General features: G+C 45.5%; 16 protein-coding genes. 5 read left to right on the top strand and 11 right to left on the bottom strand.

Annotation, left to right across the window (positions count from 1 at the left end):
• Window positions 1–202 precede the first annotated feature (202 nt).
• Window positions 203–2,080 (top strand): PBP1 and LysM peptidoglycan-binding domain-containing protein, encoded by a 1,878-nt coding sequence (locus tag BLS65_RS12350; RefSeq protein ID WP_092439459.1) that lies wholly within the window; start codon window positions 203–205, stop codon window positions 2,078–2,080.
• Between the two features lie 329 nt (window positions 2,081–2,409).
• Window positions 2,410–3,138 carry a PRC-barrel domain-containing protein gene (locus BLS65_RS12345; RefSeq protein WP_092439457.1) on the top strand — a complete coding sequence of 243 codons (729 nt, stop codon included), beginning with the start codon at window positions 2,410–2,412 and terminating at the stop codon, window positions 3,136–3,138.
• A 77-nt stretch (window positions 3,139–3,215) separates the two neighbouring features.
• Here the strand turns inward: BLS65_RS12345 and BLS65_RS12340 are convergent, their stop codons facing one another.
• A complete protein-coding gene (locus tag BLS65_RS12340; RefSeq protein ID WP_092439455.1) occupies window positions 3,216–3,935 on the bottom strand; it encodes a DUF6261 family protein in 720 nt (239 codons plus the stop codon).
• 42 nt (window positions 3,936–3,977) lie between these two features.
• Here BLS65_RS12340 and BLS65_RS12335 point away from each other — a divergent pair, with 42 nt between their 5' ends.
• Both BLS65_RS12335 and BLS65_RS12330 read left to right on the top strand, forming a co-directional pair.
• A complete protein-coding gene (locus BLS65_RS12335; RefSeq protein WP_092439453.1) occupies window positions 3,978–4,280 on the top strand; it encodes a hypothetical protein in 303 nt (100 codons plus the stop codon).
• A 452-nt stretch (window positions 4,281–4,732) separates the two neighbouring features.
• Window positions 4,733–4,981 carry a hypothetical protein gene (locus BLS65_RS12330; RefSeq protein ID WP_092439451.1) on the top strand — a complete coding sequence of 83 codons (249 nt, stop codon included), beginning with the start codon at window positions 4,733–4,735 and terminating at the stop codon, window positions 4,979–4,981.
• A gap of 108 nt (window positions 4,982–5,089) precedes the next feature.
• Here BLS65_RS12330 and BLS65_RS12325 read toward each other — a convergent pair whose 3' ends face one another.
• The gene (locus BLS65_RS12325) at window positions 5,090–6,232 is read right to left on the bottom strand and encodes a CapA family protein (protein ID WP_125869859.1); all 1,143 of its coding nucleotides are present in this window, start codon (window positions 6,230–6,232) and stop codon (window positions 5,090–5,092) included.
• A gap of 537 nt (window positions 6,233–6,769) precedes the next feature.
• On the opposite strand from BLS65_RS12325, the gene BLS65_RS12315 reads away from it, so the two are divergent.
• Complete coding sequence (locus tag BLS65_RS12315; protein WP_092439444.1) at window positions 6,770–9,313, top strand: phosphoenolpyruvate carboxylase; 2,544 nt, start codon at window positions 6,770–6,772, stop codon at window positions 9,311–9,313.
• A gap of 419 nt (window positions 9,314–9,732) precedes the next feature.
• On the opposite strand, the gene BLS65_RS12310 is transcribed toward BLS65_RS12315, so the two are convergent.
• The 9 genes from BLS65_RS12310 to BLS65_RS12270 all read right to left on the bottom strand — a co-directional run bounded on the left by BLS65_RS12310 (window position 9,733) and on the right by BLS65_RS12270 (window position 19,668).
• Complete coding sequence (locus BLS65_RS12310) at window positions 9,733–10,758, bottom strand: S26 family signal peptidase (RefSeq protein WP_092439442.1); 1,026 nt, start codon at window positions 10,756–10,758, stop codon at window positions 9,733–9,735.
• 11 nt (window positions 10,759–10,769) lie between these two features.
• Window positions 10,770–13,136 (bottom strand): transglycosylase domain-containing protein, encoded by a 2,367-nt coding sequence (locus tag BLS65_RS12305; protein ID WP_092439440.1) that lies wholly within the window; start codon window positions 13,134–13,136, stop codon window positions 10,770–10,772.
• Between the two features lie 222 nt (window positions 13,137–13,358).
• Window positions 13,359–14,696 (bottom strand): signal peptidase I, encoded by a 1,338-nt coding sequence (lepB, locus tag BLS65_RS12300; RefSeq protein ID WP_092439438.1) that lies wholly within the window; start codon window positions 14,694–14,696, stop codon window positions 13,359–13,361.
• 76 nt (window positions 14,697–14,772) lie between these two features.
• Window positions 14,773–15,489 carry a 4-hydroxy-tetrahydrodipicolinate reductase gene (dapB, locus tag BLS65_RS12295; protein WP_092439436.1) on the bottom strand — a complete coding sequence of 239 codons (717 nt, stop codon included), beginning with the start codon at window positions 15,487–15,489 and terminating at the stop codon, window positions 14,773–14,775.
• 116 nt (window positions 15,490–15,605) lie between these two features.
• The gene (gene rplT, locus BLS65_RS12290; RefSeq protein WP_092439434.1) at window positions 15,606–15,950 is read right to left on the bottom strand and encodes a 50S ribosomal protein L20; all 345 of its coding nucleotides are present in this window, start codon (window positions 15,948–15,950) and stop codon (window positions 15,606–15,608) included.
• Window positions 15,951–16,050: 100 nt separating this feature from the next.
• Complete coding sequence (gene rpmI, locus BLS65_RS12285) at window positions 16,051–16,245, bottom strand: 50S ribosomal protein L35 (RefSeq protein WP_092439432.1); 195 nt, start codon at window positions 16,243–16,245, stop codon at window positions 16,051–16,053.
• 29 nt (window positions 16,246–16,274) lie between these two features.
• Window positions 16,275–16,823, bottom strand: coding sequence for a translation initiation factor IF-3 (gene infC / locus BLS65_RS12280; protein WP_092439431.1), 549 nt, complete (start codon window positions 16,821–16,823; stop codon window positions 16,275–16,277).
• A 60-nt stretch (window positions 16,824–16,883) separates the two neighbouring features.
• Window positions 16,884–18,824: a threonine--tRNA ligase gene (gene thrS / locus BLS65_RS12275; RefSeq protein WP_092439429.1), complete on the bottom strand. Its 1,941-nt coding sequence runs from the start codon at window positions 18,822–18,824 to the stop codon at window positions 16,884–16,886.
• 148 nt (window positions 18,825–18,972) lie between these two features.
• The gene (locus tag BLS65_RS12270; protein WP_092439426.1) at window positions 18,973–19,668 is read right to left on the bottom strand and encodes a TapB family protein; all 696 of its coding nucleotides are present in this window, start codon (window positions 19,666–19,668) and stop codon (window positions 18,973–18,975) included.
• Window positions 19,669–19,893 lie beyond the last annotated feature (225 nt).

The raw sequence follows: 19,893 nt of genomic DNA, 5'->3' as shown, positions 1-19,893 counted from the left end.
AAGATATTTTATTGCTTTCTGGGTTGTTGTCTTTAGGGGTATCATTGTATATCTCCATAAATTCGAATTGTAAATCAACCCACCTTTACTCTTTCAACTAATAGCAACGTGGTATAAACTCTTTTTTATGAAAAATAGGCGGGTTCGGCTTAGAATTTTACCTTTGCAGTGAAATCCTATCTGGAGAAAAAAGCCAAAACCGATGATTCGAACTCTTTTTGTGATGCTTATGGTGGCTGTATCCCTTACAGCTCTTGGTCAAGAGACCATTTCCACCCCCGTGATAATTCAAAAGTCAACCCAAAAGGTGAAGATTGGAACCAAATTCTATTTCATTCATGTGGTTCAGAAGGGGGAGACTCTGTTCTCCATCAGCAAGGCTTATGGCGTTAGTCAGGCCGATATTTCGACCGAAAACCCCGATATCTACCAAGGACTAAAGGTGGATCAAGCACTCAAGATACCAGCGCTACTTATTAAAGCCGAGGATCTGAAAGGGGTTACCGAGGATGCCGATTTTATATACCATATTGTAAGAAAGGGCGAGACCCTAACTGCTATTGCCCGATTCTATGAGGTTTCCGTGGCTGTGCTCATCAAGAGCAACGTGGAGGTGGAGAATGGTGTTCAAGAGTCGCAGGTGGTGGTGATTCCCAAGCGGGAAGTCCCTACCGAAGTCCTTCAGCGCGATTCCATCAAAACCCCTGCTGCTGTTCAGCCTATCGATACGGCCGATTTTATTACGGGCGATTACCTGATGCATACCGTAAAGGCAAAGGAGACTTTCTACTCCCTTTCCAAACGTTACTCCATACACATTGATTCGCTTATTAAGCAAAACCAAGAGACGCAAGGCGTGCTTAAAATTGGTTACGTGCTCCGGGTGCCACTTAAGGCGGTTGTAGTTGCCGAGAGCAAGCCTGTTGCTATCGTTGAGGGTTTGAGCAACGGCTGTGGATGCGATTCGTTTAAGCCGGTTTTTAGCAATCCGGTGCATCTGGCCATTGTGCTTCCGTTCAACGCCAAGGGGAAGTTGCCCGGAAGTGAGACGGGCAAAATTAACTCCGACCAGCAGAACTTTGTAAACTTCTACCAGGGATCGCTTATTGCCCTTGAGATGCTTCGCGATACGGGATATAAAGTCGATTTGCAGGTTATCGACACCAAGAAGGATCAGGATCAGCTAAAGCGATTGAGCCTTGCTACCGATTTGATTATCGGCCCAGCCTATGCCAGTGGGATTAAACCGGTGGCAGAGTATGCGCAGCAGCGCAAGATATTTATGGTTTCGCCCTTGGCGGTGGCTCCCAAGATTGTGGATAGTAATCCCTACTTTATTCAGATTTGGCCGACCTACAACGAACAGATCGATGCCCTTGCCGACTACGTGATATCCAACAAAGAGGGCAATGTGGTGCTCATTTATGAGTCGGGTAAAGACTCGTCCGAATTGGTTACTCGCCTGCGCAACAAGCTATCGGCAGCATTTCCGCCCACCACCGTTGGCGATATTATTACCAAACGATTCTTCCACATCTCGTACCGTACGGCCCAACATTTTGATGCGCTTGCTGGCATCTTTCTCAAGGCTTTCTCGAAAACAACCAACAATATTGTGGTGGTGCCCGTGGACAACGAAGCCTTTGTTTCGGACTTGCTGAGCAAGCTCAATAACCTGCGGGTGGTGTACAACATGCCCATTCAGCTGTATGGTTTGAACGAATGGCAGCGCTACCAGAGTATCGATATCGAAAACTACTACAGCCTGGGGCTGCACTACATCTCACCTTTCTTTATTGACTACAGCTCCCCACGGGTGAAGAAATTTGTTTCGCTTTACCAAAAGCGGTTTCTGTCCGATCCAACCCAGATTGCCTTCCATGGCTTTGATGTTACCTACTTCTTTGTGCCCTCAGTAAGCCTTTATGGCCGCACGCTTGATCGATGCCTCTCGTGCCATAAAGATACCTTGTTGCAAAGTTCCTACCGGTTTCGTCGCGTGGGAATGGTGGGTGGTTTCGAAAACACCGGTATGTTCCGCCTAAGGTTTACTCCCGAGTATGAGATAATAGCGGAGTAGGAAGCGATATAGTTAAAGGTTAAACGTGAAAGGACGGAATCTGCATAGGTTCCGTCCTTTCTTGTAATAATGAATTGTTAGTGGAGACTTGAGGGTAGGTGCAGGGCTGCAGTTTCGCGCTTTTCGCTGAAAGGTAAATCTATCGTTTTAGTCTTTGTTCTGAAATGCTCGGAATAGCCTATATCATTTCAAATATATCGCTTGTTTTTTTTTCAAACCCGATAAAACAAAGATTAGGCTAAGCTGTTATCCTTAAAATAAGGAGCATAGCAAATAAAGATGAATTGATTTTAGCGAAGAAGCCAAATTATTCACAAAAACTTTATACCATGAAACGCAGCCTGAAAAGATTATTAGACTTTGGGGTTAAAGCTATCGATGGCGAAAAGGGAGACGTTAAAGATTTTCTTTTCGACGAAGAGAAATGGATCATCAGGTATTTAAAGACCGACCTTGAAACATCCAAGCACGGTAAAAGTGTATTAATTGGGAACGTATTTCTGGAAAAGCCCGATAGGGACCACTTTCTCTTTCCTGTGAAACTGCTAAAAGCCGATATCGAAAAGGCCCCACCACTGCAGGAACATCTTCCCGTTTCCAGCAGGTATGAAGAGGAGTATCATAAGCATTACCGTATCGTAAACTATTGGGATTTACCTGCATCTGCAATGAAGGTGATGTATCCTCCGCGACCAATATCGGTGCCCACGAAGGATATAAACGAAAAAGATCTGAATACCAATCTGCGAAGCTATAATGAGGTAGCAAATTATCATGTTCATGCAACCGATGGCGTTTTTGGTCATGTCTGCGACCTTATTATTGATGAGGACGATTGGCAAATTGTTTACGTAATTGTCGATACCAGTAATTGGATGCCTTGGAGCAAGAAGGTTATGATTCCTACTGCTTCGCTGGCCGAGATCAGCTATGCGAAGAAGGAAATCAAGATCAATTTAACTATCGACCAAATAAAACAGTCTCCGGAGTATAACGAAGTGATCGCTGTAAAACCGGACTATGAGCAGTCGTTGTCCGATTTTTATAATAGTTTATAGCGAAGCATCGCTTCTCAATTGCACAACAAAAAAGAGACCTAGCATGGCTAGGTCTCTTTTCGTAAATAGGGGGAGGATTAATCCTTACTGAGGTCGTCCGGTGCCGTCTTTCCGCCTGTGCGGTGCCCGCGCTCTATTTCGGACAGCTGCTGCCGAATGGTAATAACGATGTTGTACCAAACGGTTCCCGGATTCACCAAGTTCATGGCTTCTGCATACTGCATAAAGGCACGGATGGCCTTCTCCAGCGCCTTACGCTGCTTGGTGGCCGCCAAAATTTCGCTTTCGGTGGCGGAGGTTACCGCGCGCTTGCGCTGCAACTGCTCAAAGGTTTGCTCGGTGTTGATTAGGCGGTCGATAAGCGGCTGCATCTCAGTATGGGTAATGTCCTCCTGCCATTGGGGTTCGGCCAGCTTAGTAAGGAAGGTGTGTATTAGGGTGGACTCGTCGTTGTAGGCCTCGTCTTCAATACCAGCGGCATACATATCCACTACCGCCTTTAGCCGATGGGCCGACTGCACAACGAGCGCATCGGGCCAGTAAGTTTTGGAGTGAACGTGCAAGCGGATACCCACAACAGCCATATCGCGCTGCTTGTCGGCGTTCGCCACCTCATCGGTATCGAAGCTGCCCGACTGCTTGCCCATGCTAACCTTATAGGCCTCGTTGACGGCCTTAAGCGTTACAAAGGCTGCGCACCCGGTAACCGCTGCCGAGCCCGTTTTTTCGCTCGTTTCTACTAACATTGCTCCTGCAGCACCTACGGCTGCTATGGGAAGTCTAGCTATGTTTGGCATATGTATGAATTTTAGGTTAGGAATTGAAAATGTTTGTGTGTTTTGTTTACTGATTGCGATCAGCGAGTAGAACCCGCTTCGGTTTGGCTTACTGATTGCGATCAGCGAGTAGAACCCGCTTCGGTTTGGCTTACTGATTGCGATCAGCGAGTAGAACCCTCTTCGGTTTGGTTTACTGACTGCGATCAGCGAGTAGAACCCGCTTCGGTTTGGTTTACTGACTGCGATCAGCGAGTAGAACCCGCTTCGGTTTGGCTTACTGACTGCGATCAGCGAGTAGAACCCACTTCGGTTTGGCTTACTGACTGCAATCAGCGAGTAGAACCTACGGAGGTTCTCCCATAACATTTGGAGAAGGGGAGTTGCTGCGGTTATGCCAGCTATAATTCATTGCCCATTTGCTTAAGCAGAGGTATTGCCGAGCCGGTATGCGGGCTCAGTTGCCTCCACTGGGGTTAGTTTTAGGTTTAACGATGAACAAGTTACAAAAAAAAGAAATTACGAGGCAAAAAATTGTGGAGGAATTTTTTTAAAAAAGTTGAAAAAATGTGGAACAGCTGAGGGTGGGGTAGGAGAATTGGGGTAAATTGGGGAAACACATATGCCAGTCAGGGCGTGACTTGTTCTCGGCCGAATAGTAGTCACACCCTGACTTTTCCGCATAAAAACAACCTCGGCCTCACAATCAGTGCAGGGCCGTTTTTGTTTTGTGCTTCTATCGTGGTATTATTTGAGGCGATTACCCCTTAAACTTTGCGGAGGAAATATTCGTATCTTTGCAAAAAAGGAGGTTAGCCATGACAACGGTTGAGCTTAAGAAGATGTTGATTCATAGGATTACCGAGATAAATGATGTATCATTTCTCAAGGCAATAAAAACTATTCTCGATTCTAAAACAGAAGCCGAGATTATTGCTCTTACACCAGAGCAACGAAATGAAATAGTGGCATCGAGGAAGGATGTTGAGCAGGGGCTTTACATTGAGCAAGAAATTCTCGATAATGAGGTTTCAAAATGGCTAAGCGCAAATTTCGTCAGGGCGTGACTACTACGCGTTCGAGAATGAGTTACACCCTGACTTTTCCTGCATAAAACAACCTCGGCCTCACATTGTGAGGCCGAGGTTGTTTTGAAATAAAGCTATCGAAGATAGTTATGGCAGCAGCCACTTCCCCGTCCGTTTCAGGAAGATAAGTTCTGGGAAGTTTCGGTTGCGGCGGCCGTAGAGGTCGCGCGAGTCCTTGGCAAACTCGTCGAAGAGCGCCTGGTCGGCTGGTGAGAAGTAGCCCTCCAGCTGCTCGTACTCCGATACTGGTAGCACTTGGTATACTTTGCGGCCGTTGCGCATTGGAGTTTGTACCCACGCCAGCAAGTATCCACCTGCCTTTATTTGAGTCTTTTTTTCGTGCTTGGTAAGCTTAATGTAGGCAAGTGCGCCTCCGTTTCTGTTTCTGGTGCGCTGGTTCGATACAAAGTTACCGAGCGAGTATACTGTAATGTTTCCTACCGTGGTATCGCTGTCGTAGGTGGCTTCCATGCGCTGGATTACGTGCGGGTGCGAGCCTATCACAATCCGAATGCCCAGCTTATGTAGGTAGGCGGCAATGGCTATCTGCTCGGCGTTGGGCTCTTCCTGGTATTCCACGCCCCAGTGCACAAAGGCAATCACCTCATCTACGTTCAGGAGGCGGGCGCGGTAGTAATCTCGGCGAATTTGGGCCGTGTCGATAGTATTTACCAGCGTAGGCTTTGGCACCTCAATGCCGTTGGTTCCGTAGGTGCAGTTGAGCAGTGCCAATCGGAAGCCGTTCTTTTCGATGATTAAGGGATAGGTGGTATCGCGCTCGGCCTGATTGGCAAAGGTACCGGTATGGGGAATGTTCAGTTTGTTGAGCTCCTCAATGGTTCGGGTAATGCCATTTTTACTACGGTCGGCGGAGTGGTTATTGGCCGTGGCCAAAATATCTACGCCTGCGGTTTTAAGGGCCGCTGCCAGTGCCACGGGCGAGCTAAATGTGGGGTATCCCGTGTAGGGCTTACCGGCAAGGGTAACCTCAAGGTTGGCAATGGCAATATCCGAAAGTTCAATGAACGGCCGAATACGGCTAAAAACGGTGTCGTAAGAGTAGGTGTCGGTAACGGTGTCGTAGGCTGAGTTAATTTGCGGACCGTGGCCCATAACATCGCCAATAAAGAGTAGCGTTAGGGTGCTGTCGGTGGGCGTGAGGGGTATTGGTTGTGCTTCTGCGCGAGCAACAAAGAGGATGAGTGATACAATTACAACGATTCTTAGCATGGCTGATGGTTTTCTGATATTTCGGAAGCCAAGGTAGTAATTAATGTGCCAATTCGGCAATGAGCCAATTCGACAATTCAGGTGGAGGAAGGGGCGGGTGTAGAGACGCAATGCGTTGCGTCTGGTATGGTAGGATAATTCGGCAATTTGGCAATTTGAAAATGCACGGATTGCAGGCCGCAAAATGTTGTTGCCAAATGCAAGCGCCGAAGGTGCGACATATATTAGGCGAGGTCGTAAGGCCTCGGCTAGGTATGGGAATGTTCATTCCGTTTGGCGGCGCGGACAAATGATGCCAAATGTGTATAATCTCATCACGCCGCCTTCATTTACCGGTCGACAAAGGGAGACAACATTTCGGCGATGAAAAACGCCTCACCGTTCACACACAGGGCCGTTCCTAATCCGCGACAACGTTTGCGGGTAAAATATATGGTTGGTTTGTGCGCCATTGCCCCAATGTCCGTAGGTTTTGCTACTTTTGTTTTTGTAATAATTTGGGCTAGAAAGGCCCTGTCACAACATAAATAGCCAATTATGAATACAACCTATCAACTACAGAACTTCGAGAGTTGGGTTCGAAGGAGGTTCGAGATATATAACAGTATCTTTATTGGCCTGTCAAAAACGGAAGAAGGCGTATTGCTCGATCATTTTGGCGAGCATGTGAAGCAAGGGATCTTGCGGGGTGAAACGCCAGAGGGTATTATTGCCTCCTTCTGCACGAATATGGGATTCATCCAAAGTGAGGAGGAAACGCTTAGCCTTCTGGTAGGTTTTATTGGGGTTATCGAGCGTCAGGTAGTTATTTTTGATGCAGTGGAAGATTCTGCTTTCGACAAGATTAACGATTTGCACGGCTCCAATTCCCTTAATATCGTGCTGAAAAACTACCTGAAGAGTGGACTCGCCGACGATTTGCTCTCTACCATTAAGGATCTAAAGATTCGGTTGGTGCTTACGGCGCATCCTACCCAGTTTTACTCGGGAGCCATTCTCTCCATCATTAACTCGCTCGATGAGGCCATCAAGAGCAACGATATCGATACGATAAATACGCTCCTTCAGCAGCTGGCCTATACTCCTTTTTACAATATAAAGAAGCCCACACCGCTCGATGAGGCGCAAAGCCTTATTTGGTATTTGGAGAATGCACTCTATAATGCGGTAATGTCTATCCACGACGAGCTGTTTTACATTATGCCCTCCGAAGGGTATATCAACCATAACCTTGTTGAGCTGGGCTTTTGGCCCGGTGGCGATCGGGATGGAAATCCCTTTGTCACTGCCGAAATTACCGAGAAGGTTGCCGAACTGCTTCGGAAATCTATCCTGAGGAAATACTACCGCTCCATCCGTCAGCTGAAAAAGCACATGACCTTTGGAGGTGTTTCGGACGAACTGCTGGCCATTGAGAAGATGCTCTCCGATTGTATCTATGGGCAGGGGTCGATAAAAAAGGAGTGGCTCATCGAAAAGTTGGAGGATCTCGATCGCCAAGTGGTGGAAAAGTTTGGCGGACTCTATTCCGCTAATATGCACCGGTTGATCAACACCATCAAAATATTTGGAACTCACTTTGCCTCCGTGGATATTCGGCAGGATGCCTTTACCCATCGCCGCGTCTTTACCGAGATGGTTCCTGCCTTTGCCAATGCGTTCGAAACAAAAACCGAGCAGGAGTTGGTCGATTGGTTTACGGGACTCGATGCCTCGCTTACCGATTTGAGCCCCCTTTCGGATATGGCTCGCGAAACGGCCCTATCGGTTAAGGTTATCAAAACTATTCAGGAGCAAAATGGCGAGAAGGGTTGCAACCGTTACATCATCTCCAACTGTGGTCGGGCATCGGATGTAATGCTGCTTTACCGCCTCTTTACCATCAATGGTTGGGCCGAGAAGGATATTACGGTCGACCTGATTCCCCTGTTCGAAACCATCGACGACCTAGTGGTTTGCGATAAGGTTATGGAGACACTCTATTCCAATCCCACCTATATGGCACACCTTGGCCGCCGCGGGAATTGCCAAACCATTATGCTTGGCTTCTCCGATGGAACCAAGGACGGTGGCTACTTCGCCGCCAACTGGTCTATTTACCATGCCAAGGAGATGCTTAGTGCTATTTCGGAGAAATACGGTATTCAAGTAATATTCTTCGATGGTAGGGGAGGCCCTGCCGCTCGTGGTGGTGGAAAAACCAATCAATACTACTCCTCGCAGGCCAAAAATGTTGCGAATAAGGAGATTCAGCTAACCATACAAGGGCAGACCATCAGTTCCAATTTCGGAACTCCTATGGCGGCCCAGTACAATATGGAGCAACTCCTCTCCGCTGCTCTGAAAAACAGGGTAGATACCAGCTATAGTGCCGAATTTGAGGCGAAAGATAGGCAAGTGATGAATGAAATCATGGATATCAGCCGTGCGGTATACTCAAAGCTGAAGCTACGACCGGAGTTTATTCCTTATATGCAAAAATACTCTCCGCTCAACTTCTTTGGCAAGGCCAACATTGGTAGCCGACCCGATAAGCGGAATCAGGGTGGTGAAGTAAAATTCGAAAGCCTGCGTGCCATTCCATTTGTGGGCTCATGGAGTCAGAATAAGCAAAACGTGCCGGGTTATTATGGCTTTGGTGAAGCATTGCGTCAGGTTTATGCCAAGTATGGAGAGGCGGATATGGCCGGACTTTACCAGCGCAGCCGATTCTTCCGCACGCTGGTGGAGAATAGTCAAATGGTTCTCGAAAAATCGAACTTCGAAGTTACCGCTTTTGCCCAGAGCGATGAGGCGTATGCGGATATTTGGAGCGACATTCGTCAGGAATATAACCTCTCGATAGAGTATCTGCTGAAAGTATCCGGATCGAAGGTTCTCATGGAGAAAAACCCTAAGGATAAGCTCTCGGTGCAGCTGCGTGAGTCAATCATTCAGCCATTGGTACTCATCCAGCAGTTTGCCCTTCGCGAGGTAGATAAGTCATTGGCCGAAGGCCTTACCGAGCGTGCCGAGATTTATGGTGCATTGGTAGTTCGGTGCTCCTTTGGACTAATTAATGCCGGACGCAATTCGGCTTAGTCGATTTCAAACACGCGTTTATTGATTTTCGCTCGGGGTGTATGCTCCGGGCGTTGTCTTTGGACTTCAGTCTACAGTCTTCAGTCTACAGTCTACAGTCTTCAGTCTACAGTCTACAGTCTACGGTCTACAGTCTACGGTCTACGGTCTACAGTCTACAGTCTACGGTCTTCAGTCTTCAGTCTTCGGTCTACGGTCTACAGTCTACGGTCTACAGTCTACAGTCTACAGTCTACAGTCTACAGTCTACAGTCTACAGTCTACAGTCTACAGTCTACAGTCTTCAGTCTTCAGTCTACAGTCTACAGTCTTCAGTCTTCAGTCTTCAGTCTTCAGTCTTCAGTCTTCAGTCTTCAGTCTTCAGTCTTCAGTCTTCGGACTTCGGACTTCCGTCTTCCGTCTTCGGACTCCCGCCTTTTCTACTGCCCCGTCACTCGGCCTATCAAATAGCTCTCGCTGACAGGTCCGTAGCTACGCGAGTCAATGCTGTTATCAACGTTGTCCTTCAGCATAAAGTAGTAGCTGTTTTTAAAGGTATAGGCGGAAACTATCTTACCGTCGATGTATAATCCATCCAACCTTAGTTCCGCATCAATGGACTCTCCACCAATTATTAGAGGTGCGTAAATCTCGAAGTTTCCGGCCTCTAGCGAAATACTATCGCCTTTAGTTGGGAGCCTGAATCCTTTTTTGAATTTTGATAGCAGGTGCATAAAGTCGTGGTGCGAACTGACCGTTTCGTGCACTATCGATTTTACGGATTCAAACGCCTTTATCTTTTTTGCCTGTTCCTTGGTGGCGTAGAGCTGCACTATACCGTCTTTTCCTGTCGAAGCCTCTTCTATTTCGATTTTAGCGAGCATTGCTTTTGAACTTCCTTTTGCCTTGAGGTGGTAGAAGTATTCTGCGCTCAGTGGATAGCTCACCGCCACCCCATTTACAATGATTTGGCCTTGTTCTAGCAATACGATATCACCGGGAATGGCTACTGCTCGACCAAGAACGAACTTCTTTTTGTCAATGGGGATTTTTGGATTATCGTCTGGCTCGTTGTAGGCGTATATTTTCCCTTTGTCCGTTGACTTTATTTTATTGCTCCAGAAACGAATTGGAGGAAGTTGAAGTGTGAAATCATACCCGGTGAAATTTCCTACCGAATCCTTAGGACTCTCCCAGCTGAAAAGGGTTATCGGAAACCTGGCTCCTGGCGAAATTTTACTTATGGCAATTACCTTTCCCGACGAAAAGGTGGCTTGCATCTGTTCGTCCCTAACCATGACAATATCAACCAGCAATACCCGAATGAAGGTAATTAGAACAAGCGCAATTAAGAGAGCAATAATCCACTCCTTAATTGCCCCTTTCGATTTTTTGCCAGTGGTGGCAGGTCGCTTTTTTGCAATCGGTTTCTTCCGCGGGGCTGGTCTTTTTTTGCTCTGAACCAAAATGTATGGAGTTATTGAACTGTAAGGCTGTCGACTAACGTCGAGTCGGACAATACAGCAGTGGTATCCTTGGGTACATAGCGGGTATGACAGCTGTAATCCTTGGGGATATCGAGTTTAACTTTAGGGAAACGTCCGCGATACTGGGGGAATTTATCATCTTTTACTACCTTCTCCATGTAGTATCCATAAATGGGAAGAGCGGTTTTGCATCCCTCTCCCGTGGCAGTGGTTTTAAAGTGAATGGCGCGTGCTTCGGCTCCAACCCAAGTACCCGTTACCAAATTTGGAGATACGCCGATAAACCAACCGTCTGATTGATTGCTCGAGGTTCCTGTCTTTCCGCCAAAATCCATAGTGTTTCCGCGGAAGAGGTTGTAGCCGAATAGGGCTTGGGTAGTGGCGCCGTACTCTGTAAGCCCTGCTTTGAGCAGTTCTAGCATGTAAAATGCAGTAACTGGGGTTAAAACCTGCGTCTTCTTCGGTTTGGCTTCGAAGATCACTTCGCCCTTGTTATTCTCAATCTTGGTGACAAGGATAGGTTCTACCTTAAATCCACCATTGGTCATGGTGCAGTAGGAGTTCACAATTTCGTAGAGCGAAACATCACTTGAGCCTAATCCAACGGATGGAACCTCAACCAGAGGGGTGGTTATTCCCATCTTGTGCGCGTATTCGATTACTGTTTTCGGGCTAACTTTTTGGGTTAGCTGAACCGCAATGGAGTTTATCGATTTAGCAAAAGCATACTTAAGCGTCATGGTTTTGCCCGAGAAAGCGCAGTCGGCATTGTTAGGACTCCAACTCTTGTCGACACCATTTTCCACATAGTTGATAGTAACGGGTTGGTCGGTCATCTGATCGCATGGACCATAACCGGCATTCATCGCGGCCGCATAAACGTATGCTTTGAATAGTGATCCGGGTTGACGTCTCGACTGTTTAACGTGGTCAAACTTAAAATATTCGTAGTTAATGTCGCCAACCCAAGCGCGAATATAGCCCTCGTTAGGCTCCATCGAAACCAACCCAGCGTGCAGAATCTTCTTGTAGTAACGAATAGAATCCATCGGACTAAAGGTGGTATCCTTTTCTCCATTCCAGGTAAATACCCTCATTCGTGACGGCAGGTTCATATGCCTGTCAATGGAATCGGGGTTGTTGTCGAAATGTTTTGCCAGTGTTTTGTAGCGAGAGGTTTGTTTTGCTGCGTCCTCGATAAAGTTGGGGATATCTACTCCCTTTTCGTCAGCCCATGGATTCTTCCCTTGCCAGTGGTCGTAAAACCGACGCTGCAGCATCTTCATCTGCTTAGCCATGGCCTCCTCGGCATACTTTTGCATGCTGGAGTTAATGGTGGTGTGTATTATCAATCCGTCGCTATAAAGATCGATGTCGTTTTCCTTGAGCCAATCGCGAAGAAAGTTATTTACCGCATTACGCACGTAGCTGGCATTGCCATCGTTATTTTCGTCGGTATTGAAGTTTAGCGTAATGGGCAGTTTAACTAGCGAATCGTGTTGCATAGTTGTGATATACTTATACTTCTCAAGCTGATCGAATACAACGTTGCGCCGCTCGAGAGCCCGTTTGGGGTGGCGAATAGGGCTATAGCTGGATGGAGCCTTAAGCATTCCTATCAGTAAGGCGCACTCCTGCATGCTCAGTGCTGCGGGCGACTTCTTAAAGAAGGTGGTGGCTGCTGTTTTAATACCGTGGGTATTGCTGCCAAAGCTCACCGTATTAAAATAGAGGGTGAGAATCTCCTGTTTGTTGTAGAAGAGTTCAATCTGCAGAGCGGTTGACCACTCCTTTATTTTGTAGATAAATACATTTACCCCTGGGATGTAACCCAACAAGCCTTTGGAGTAATCGGCGCGGGTTTTAAATAGATTTTTTACCAGCTGCTGAGTAATGGTGCTTCCACCGCGCCTGTCCCCCTGAAGGGTGGAGGAGATGGCGGCAAACGTTCCCTTGAAGTCGACACCAATGTGGTGGTAGAACCGAATATCTTCGGTGGCAATAAGCGTCTTGATTAGGAAGGGATTTATCTCCTCATAGGTTACGGGGGTGCGGTTCTCGACAAAGTATTTCCCCAGTAATTTTCCGTCTTCGGAGTAAAGTTCCGAGGATATGTTCATTTTTGGATTCATCAAGTCGCCAATCCAAGGCGAACTCCCAAAAAGCCAAAGGAAGTTGATGTTGATGAGCAGTAGGAGCGTAAACAGAAATACAAGAAACGCCGAGATATAGAATAACACCTTTTTGTAGGTAGGATAGGCTTTTGCCTTTACAAATTGTGCCTTAATTTTATGGTAGAATTTCGTGAGGATTACCCAAGCGCGAATTGAAAGAGCAACCACTTTGTCCTTTAGCATACAGTCTTTAAATTTGTGCAAAGATAGCTCTGAAATCAGCACATTTTTTCTTTTATAGGAAGGTAATTTTGGTTTTCTTACTGTGGATTGAATCGTGTTGTAAATGGATTGGGAGAATGTCGAAAAAATTGGCAGACTATTCGTTTCATGATTGTTGGGTATACCAGTGTAAACAAAAAAGCGAGTGCCCCAATGAGGCACTCGCTTTTTTTATAGGAACAATTATCGAATTACCGAGAACATTCTACTCCATCGGATATTGCTTGGGAACGACTTGTCTTTGTTGAGCGAAAGCCAAATAAACGATCCCTTTCCTACGACATGGTCTTCGGGAACAAATCCCCAGAAGCGGCTGTCGGCAGAGTTATCGCGATTATCGCCCATCATAAAGAAGTAATCCATTTTGAAGGTGTAACTGGTTGCCAACGTACCATTGATAAATATGGAGGAATCTTTTACTTCCAGCTTATTTGCCTCATAGTGGCCAATAATGCGCTCATAAATGGGCAGGTTCTTGAGGTTTAAGTCTATGGTTACTCCCTTTTTAGGAATCCATAGTGGACCATAGTTGTCCTTGGTCCATGGGTAGTTTTTGCTGAATGGGAACACAATGCTGTTGCCTTGCTCTTTGTATCTCTCAACGCTAATCACAATAGGGAGTTTTCTTAACTCTTGAGCAGTTTCTGCTGAGAGGAACATGGTATGTTCGGATCTACTTGGATCAAACCCGCGTGATTCTTGAGGTATTTCTAGTTCGTCGAGACGTATATCGTTGATCTTTGATCCTTGCGTTTTTACTGTATACAAGAACTGTATGCCAGGGATACCTTCCTGCGGTTTTCCATTTATAAAAACTTGACCTTGTTTTACCTGCAATGAATCTCCCGAAACGGCAACGCAGCGCTTGATATAATTTTCGCATTTATCCATCGGTCGGTGAATTATGCGGGTACCAAAGCGATCCCATATGGCTTCTCTTCCAATGTATCGACATTCTTGGTAATAGTCGGCAGTTGGGTTATCGAGAAGCACGGTGTCTCCTGCGGGGAAGTTAAAAACCACCACATCGTTGCGCTTTACCTCACCCAAACCAGCTAACCGTTTGTAAGGCCATTGAATCCACTCCACAAACGACCGAGTTTCGGTAGCAAATGGCATGGTGTGATGCACAAAAGGGAACGCGATAGGGGTATTGGGCATTTTTGGACCATAAGCCACCTTGCTCACAAAGAGGAAATCGCCTACAAGGAGTGATTTCTCCATGGACGATGTTGGAATGGTGTAGGCTTCAATAAAGAACATCCGGATAAAGGTAGCCGCAATTGCAGCGAAAATCAGTGCATCTACCCATTCGGCGGTTGCACTCCGTTCTCCTTTTTTAACATTTCTTTTTTTCCAAAAGGTCCAATTCACCTTCTTGGTAATATACTGGTCGAAAATTATTCCCAACCCTAGTAAAAGGAAGTAGTTTCCAACCCAAATTACCCATAAGAGGTAAAACACTGCGGTGAGGCCGAACTTAAAATATTTGTTTTTCAGAAAGGCGAAAAAACTTTGCATGCTTGTCGTATTAGTTGCTTTACTATTTTTCAATTGGCAAATGTCTTGTGGTTGCAATCAATCAAGTTGATTTATTCTAAAGGTTCAGTAGATCATTCATTCCGTAAATTCCTTTTCTACCCACCATAAATTCAGCAGCCAAAATAGCTCCAAGGGCGAGCCCTTTTCGGTTTTTTGCCGCGTGGGTAAAGGTGATCTCATCCACGTTGGAACTGTAACTAACCGAGTGAACTCCGGGAACATTTCCTTCGCGAACAGATTTAATAAATACGTGGTCGTCTTTTTCAGCGGGATTCATGGTCCACCCAATCTTTTCGGGTAATTCCGCCGCAATTACATCGGCAAGTGTGATGGCCGTTCCCGATGGAGCATCTAGTTTTTGGATGTGGTGTGTCTCCTCAATTTCGAGGCTATAACCGGGAGTTTTTGCCATAATGGAGGCAAGCAACTTGTTTACCCTAAGGTAGATATTCACGCCAACGCTATAATTTGATGCGTAGAAAAAACCGGCGTTCATTTTTTTGCAGAGGTCCTCTGCTTCCGAAAGTTGTTCCATCCATCCAGTAGAACCGGAAACCACGGGCACACCTGCTTTAAAGCAAGCCGAAACATTGGTGAATGCGGTATGCGGTGAGGTAAACTCAATAGCAACATCTGCTTGTGAGAGTTTTTCTGTTGTAAGGTCGCGAAAGTTTTCCTTGTCGATGGTCAAAACAACCTGGTGGTTACGCTCCATTGCAATGGCTTCAATCTCGCGTCCCATTTTCCCGTAACCGATCAGGGCTATCTTCATACAATAAAATCTATTACACTATTTGCCGATAAAGATAAAAAAAAGGGCTAACGAATTAGCCCTTTTTAGATTATTTAGCTAACCTGAGGGTAGCCGATATGTTTGGTAGTTTAAAACTACTTTACTTGAGCAACAATGGCATTGAATGCCTCTGGGTGATTCAATGCGAGATCAGCAAGAACCTTACGGTTGATAGCGATACCCTTTTGAGTAACCTTACCCATGAATTCGGAGTAAGTCATGCCGTGCATTCTAACCGCAGCGTTGATTCTCTGAATCCAAATTCCGCGATAGATACCTTTTTTCTTCTTACGATCCCTGTAAGCGTAGCCTAAACCTTTTTCTAAGGTATTTTTGGCAACCGTAATTACATTACCTCTAGCGCCAAAGTTACCTTTGGTTTGTTTGAGGATTTTTTTTCTGCGAGCTCTCGACGCAACCGCGTTTACTGACCTTGGCATTGTTTTACATTTTAGAATGATTAGCGGCCTATTGGCTCTTCGTGCTAATTCACTCGGTTAAAACTAAAGTAAAAATTCTTTAATCGAAAAATCGAAAAAACTACTTAACAAGAAGGGCTCTTACTCTACGAGTATCTACATCGCTTACAAGGGCAGTGTGAGTAAGATTTCTCTTTCTCTTGGTTGCCTTTTTGGTAAGGATGTGGCTCTTAAATGCGTGTTTTCTCTTGATTTTTCCCGTTCCGGTCAAGGTAAATCTTTTCTTGGCTCCGGAGTTTGACTTCATTTTTGGCATTAAGTCCGATATTTATTTGTTAAACCACCTTACTTCTTTTTCACAACCGCTTTAGGTGTGATAAACATAATCATACGCTTACCTTCCAAGCGGGGGAGTTGCTCTACCTTTCCTAGGTCTTCCAAGTCTTGTGCAAAGCGGAGGAGAAGAATCTCACCCTGCTCTTTGAAGAGAATGGAACGACCCTTGAAGAATACGAAGGCCTTAACTTTCGCACCTTCCTTTAGGAAGTTTTCTGCATGCTTCAACTTAAAGTTGTAATCGTGCTCGTCGGTATTAGGACCAAACCTAATTTCCTTAACCACGATTTTGGTTGCCTTTGCCTTGATCTCCTTCTGTTTTTTCTTTTGTTGATACAGAAATTTCTGATAGTCAACAATTCTACAAACAGGAGGGTCCGCATTTGGAGAGATTTCAACCAAATCCAACTCAAGATCTTGAGCCATTTTGATTGCGTCCTTAATGGGCAATACCCCAGGAACTTCTATATTTTCTCCAACAACTCGAACCATTGGGGCACGAATGCCCTCGTTTAGCGCATGTTCTTGATCTTTTTGCTGTCCTGGCCTTGGAGGCATACCTCTTGGCCTAAAATTTTGTGTTGCTATTTTTAAGTCCTCCTAAAATGTTGGTTAAACTTAAACTTCTTCTGTCTCTTTCTTAACCTCTTCGGTTAAAAATTGTGCAAATTCTTCGAGTCCAAGTGTTCCTTGATCCCCTTCTCCTTGGCGACGGACGGAAACTTTTTCTTCAGCTTCTTCCTTTTCACCAACAATTAGCATGAAGGGAATTTTCTTTAATTCGTTGTCTCTGATCTTTTTACCGATCTTCTCATTTCGGTCATCAATCAGGGTGCGAATATCGTAATTATTTAGGAATAATGAAACTTTTTTAGCGTATTCGTTGTACTTTTCGCTGATTGGCAAAATAACTACTTGATCGGGTGTAAGCCAGAGCGGGAATTTTCCTGCCGTATGCTCTAGTAATACAGCAATAAAGCGTTCCATCGAACCAAACGGAGCACGGTGAATCATAATTGGGCGTAAACGTTTGTCGTCGCTGGTGATATATTCCAGTTCGAAACGCTCCGGTAGGTTATAGTCCACCTGAATGGTACCCAACTGCCAACGGCGTCCGATAGCATCCTTTACCATGAAGTCGAGCTTGGGACCATAGAAGGCTGCCTCTCCAACCTTGGTAGTGGTGTTCATACCTAACTCCTCGGTGGCCTCAATGATAGCTCTTTCGGCTTTTTCCCAGTTCTCATCCGTTCCAATATACTTTTCTGCATTATTGGGATCACGTAGCGATATCTGGGCAGTAAAGTCCTCGAACTTTAAAGTTTTAAAAATGTAAAGAACAATATCGATGACTTTTTTGAACTCATCTTTTAATTGATCGGGACGGACAAAAAGGTGGGCGTCGTCTTGGGTAAATCCGCGAACTCTTGTCAAGCCATGAAGTTCGCCGCTCTGCTCGTAGCGATATACCGTACCAAACTCGGCAAAGCGAATTGGAAGATCTTTGTAGGAGCGTGGCTTAAATTTGTATATCTCACAGTGGTGAGGGCAGTTCATGGGTTTTAGCAAAAATTCTTCGCCTTCTTCCGGTGTATGTATTGGTTGGAATGAATCCTGACCATACTTTGCGTAGTGACCCGAAGTAACATACAGCATTTTATTCCCAATGTGCGGGGTAATAACCTGCTCGTATCCATACTTACGCTGAATTTTCTTGAGGAAGTTCTCTAGGCGTTCACGGAGCATGGCTCCCTTGGGTAGCCATAACGGTAAGCCTTGTCCAACTTTCTGAGAGAAGGTGAACAACTCGAGTTCCTTACCCAATTTACGGTGATCGCGCTTCTTGGCCTCCTCGAGCAGCAGCAGATATTCGTCCAACTGCTTCTTTTGGGGGAACGTGATACCATAGATACGCGTAAGCATCTTGTTCTTCTCGTTGCCTCTCCAGTAAGCCCCTGCGATGCTCAGCAATTTGATGGACTTAATGTAGCTGGTGTCGGGAAGGTGAGGTCCACGACATAGATCGGTGAATTGACCCTGTGTATATAAGGTAATGGTTCCGTCTTCGAGATCGGTAATGAGTTCTACCTTGTAGGGATCGCCTTTTTCCGTAAAGTTTCTTAGAGCTTCGGCCTTGGTTACATCCTTACGAATGTATTCCTGTTTTTCGCGGGCAAGTTCCAGCATCTTCTCTTCCACCTTCACCAAGTCGGTTTCTGCAAAACTTTGCTCTCCAAGGTCAATATCGTAGTAGAAACCGTTTTCGATGCTTGGCCCAATGCCTAACTTTACTCCGGGGTAGAGTATTTCGAGCGCTTCAGCCATAAGGTGAGCTGAGGAGTGCCAAAAGGCCATCTTCCCTTGATCATCTTCCCATTTGTGCAGCACGATGCTTGCGTCCTCGGTAATAGGGCGGGTGAGGTCGGTGACCTGACCGTTTACAGTTATCGACAATACTTCCCTTGCCAAGCGGTCGCTAAGACTCTTGGCAATTTCCATCCCGGTTACTCCTACCGGATACTCCCTAACATTATTGTCGGGAAATGTAATCTTTACCATAGTGCATTTAATCTATTCAACAAAACCCCAAATATAACGGAATAACCTCAATTATGATGCCTCCGTTCTGTTGTTTGTTTCATTAATTTTCCAATCAAACAGAAGAGCTCGGTTCCCCGAGCTCTTAATGCACTATATTAGTGATCTTTTAATTGATTTTGCTGAGAACGGTATAACCAGTTAATTTTCCTTTACTGTCATACGATTCGGAGCGAACAAGGCCAAACTCTTTGGAGTAGAACTCGATGCTTTTTGCCGAGACTGTAAACATCATCTTCATTTCAATTTTCTGGCTCAGTTTATAGCAGGAGTAGGTGCCCGATGGTGTAGTTACCGATTCAATGCCTTCCACCTTTCGGTCGAAAATGCGCATGTTAAGGTTCATGGCAATGGGAGAGTCGCCCATGGCCATCTTCATTATTAAAGATCCTTCAGGAAGATCCATCCCGGGTGCCATGTTAAATGGTAATTCTAGCGGTTTTCCTTCAATGGTAACGTTTGCCCCGCTGAACGATTCTTTTGATTTTGCATCCAAATAGTTGCGCATGTCCACCGAAATGGTTCCGTTTTTGCAGGTAATTACCATGTTGGAGGAACCGGCCAACTTCCCTTTTTCATCGAAGTATTCGCTGGCAAGGTCTACCTTAAGTCCCTGAGAGGTGTTTGTAATCTCCTTGACGGTTTGCTTTACACTGCTCGTTATTTTGTTTTTAGGGCTGAATGATTGTTGTTCAATTACCATCCCTTTTTTATATGGGAAGAAAGCGTCGCAAGTTTGCGCCTTGGTTACAAACGGGGCAGCTATTATAAATAGGCCCAAGATGATGGATTTCGTTTTCATCATGATAATTTATTAATAGTTAGGTTTACTCCAATTCATTATTCAAAGGTACATTATTCTAGGGTGAAATTTATCGAGGAGTGTTATTTGATTTGTTTTTCTGAGAATACGATTTTGTTAACTCCTTATATCCGCAACATAAAAGCATAAAATAATCGGGAACCCCTGTAATAATAATCATCACAAGGCTTTCCCGATTAAAATATTTTCACCTACTTAGGTGAAAAC

This window comes from Williamwhitmania taraxaci (assembly GCF_900096565.1).
GTDB lineage: Bacteria > Bacteroidota > Bacteroidia > Bacteroidales > Williamwhitmaniaceae > Williamwhitmania > Williamwhitmania taraxaci.
Note: the sequence above shows the minus strand (reverse complement) of the source record. Positions and strands in the feature narration are given on the sequence as shown.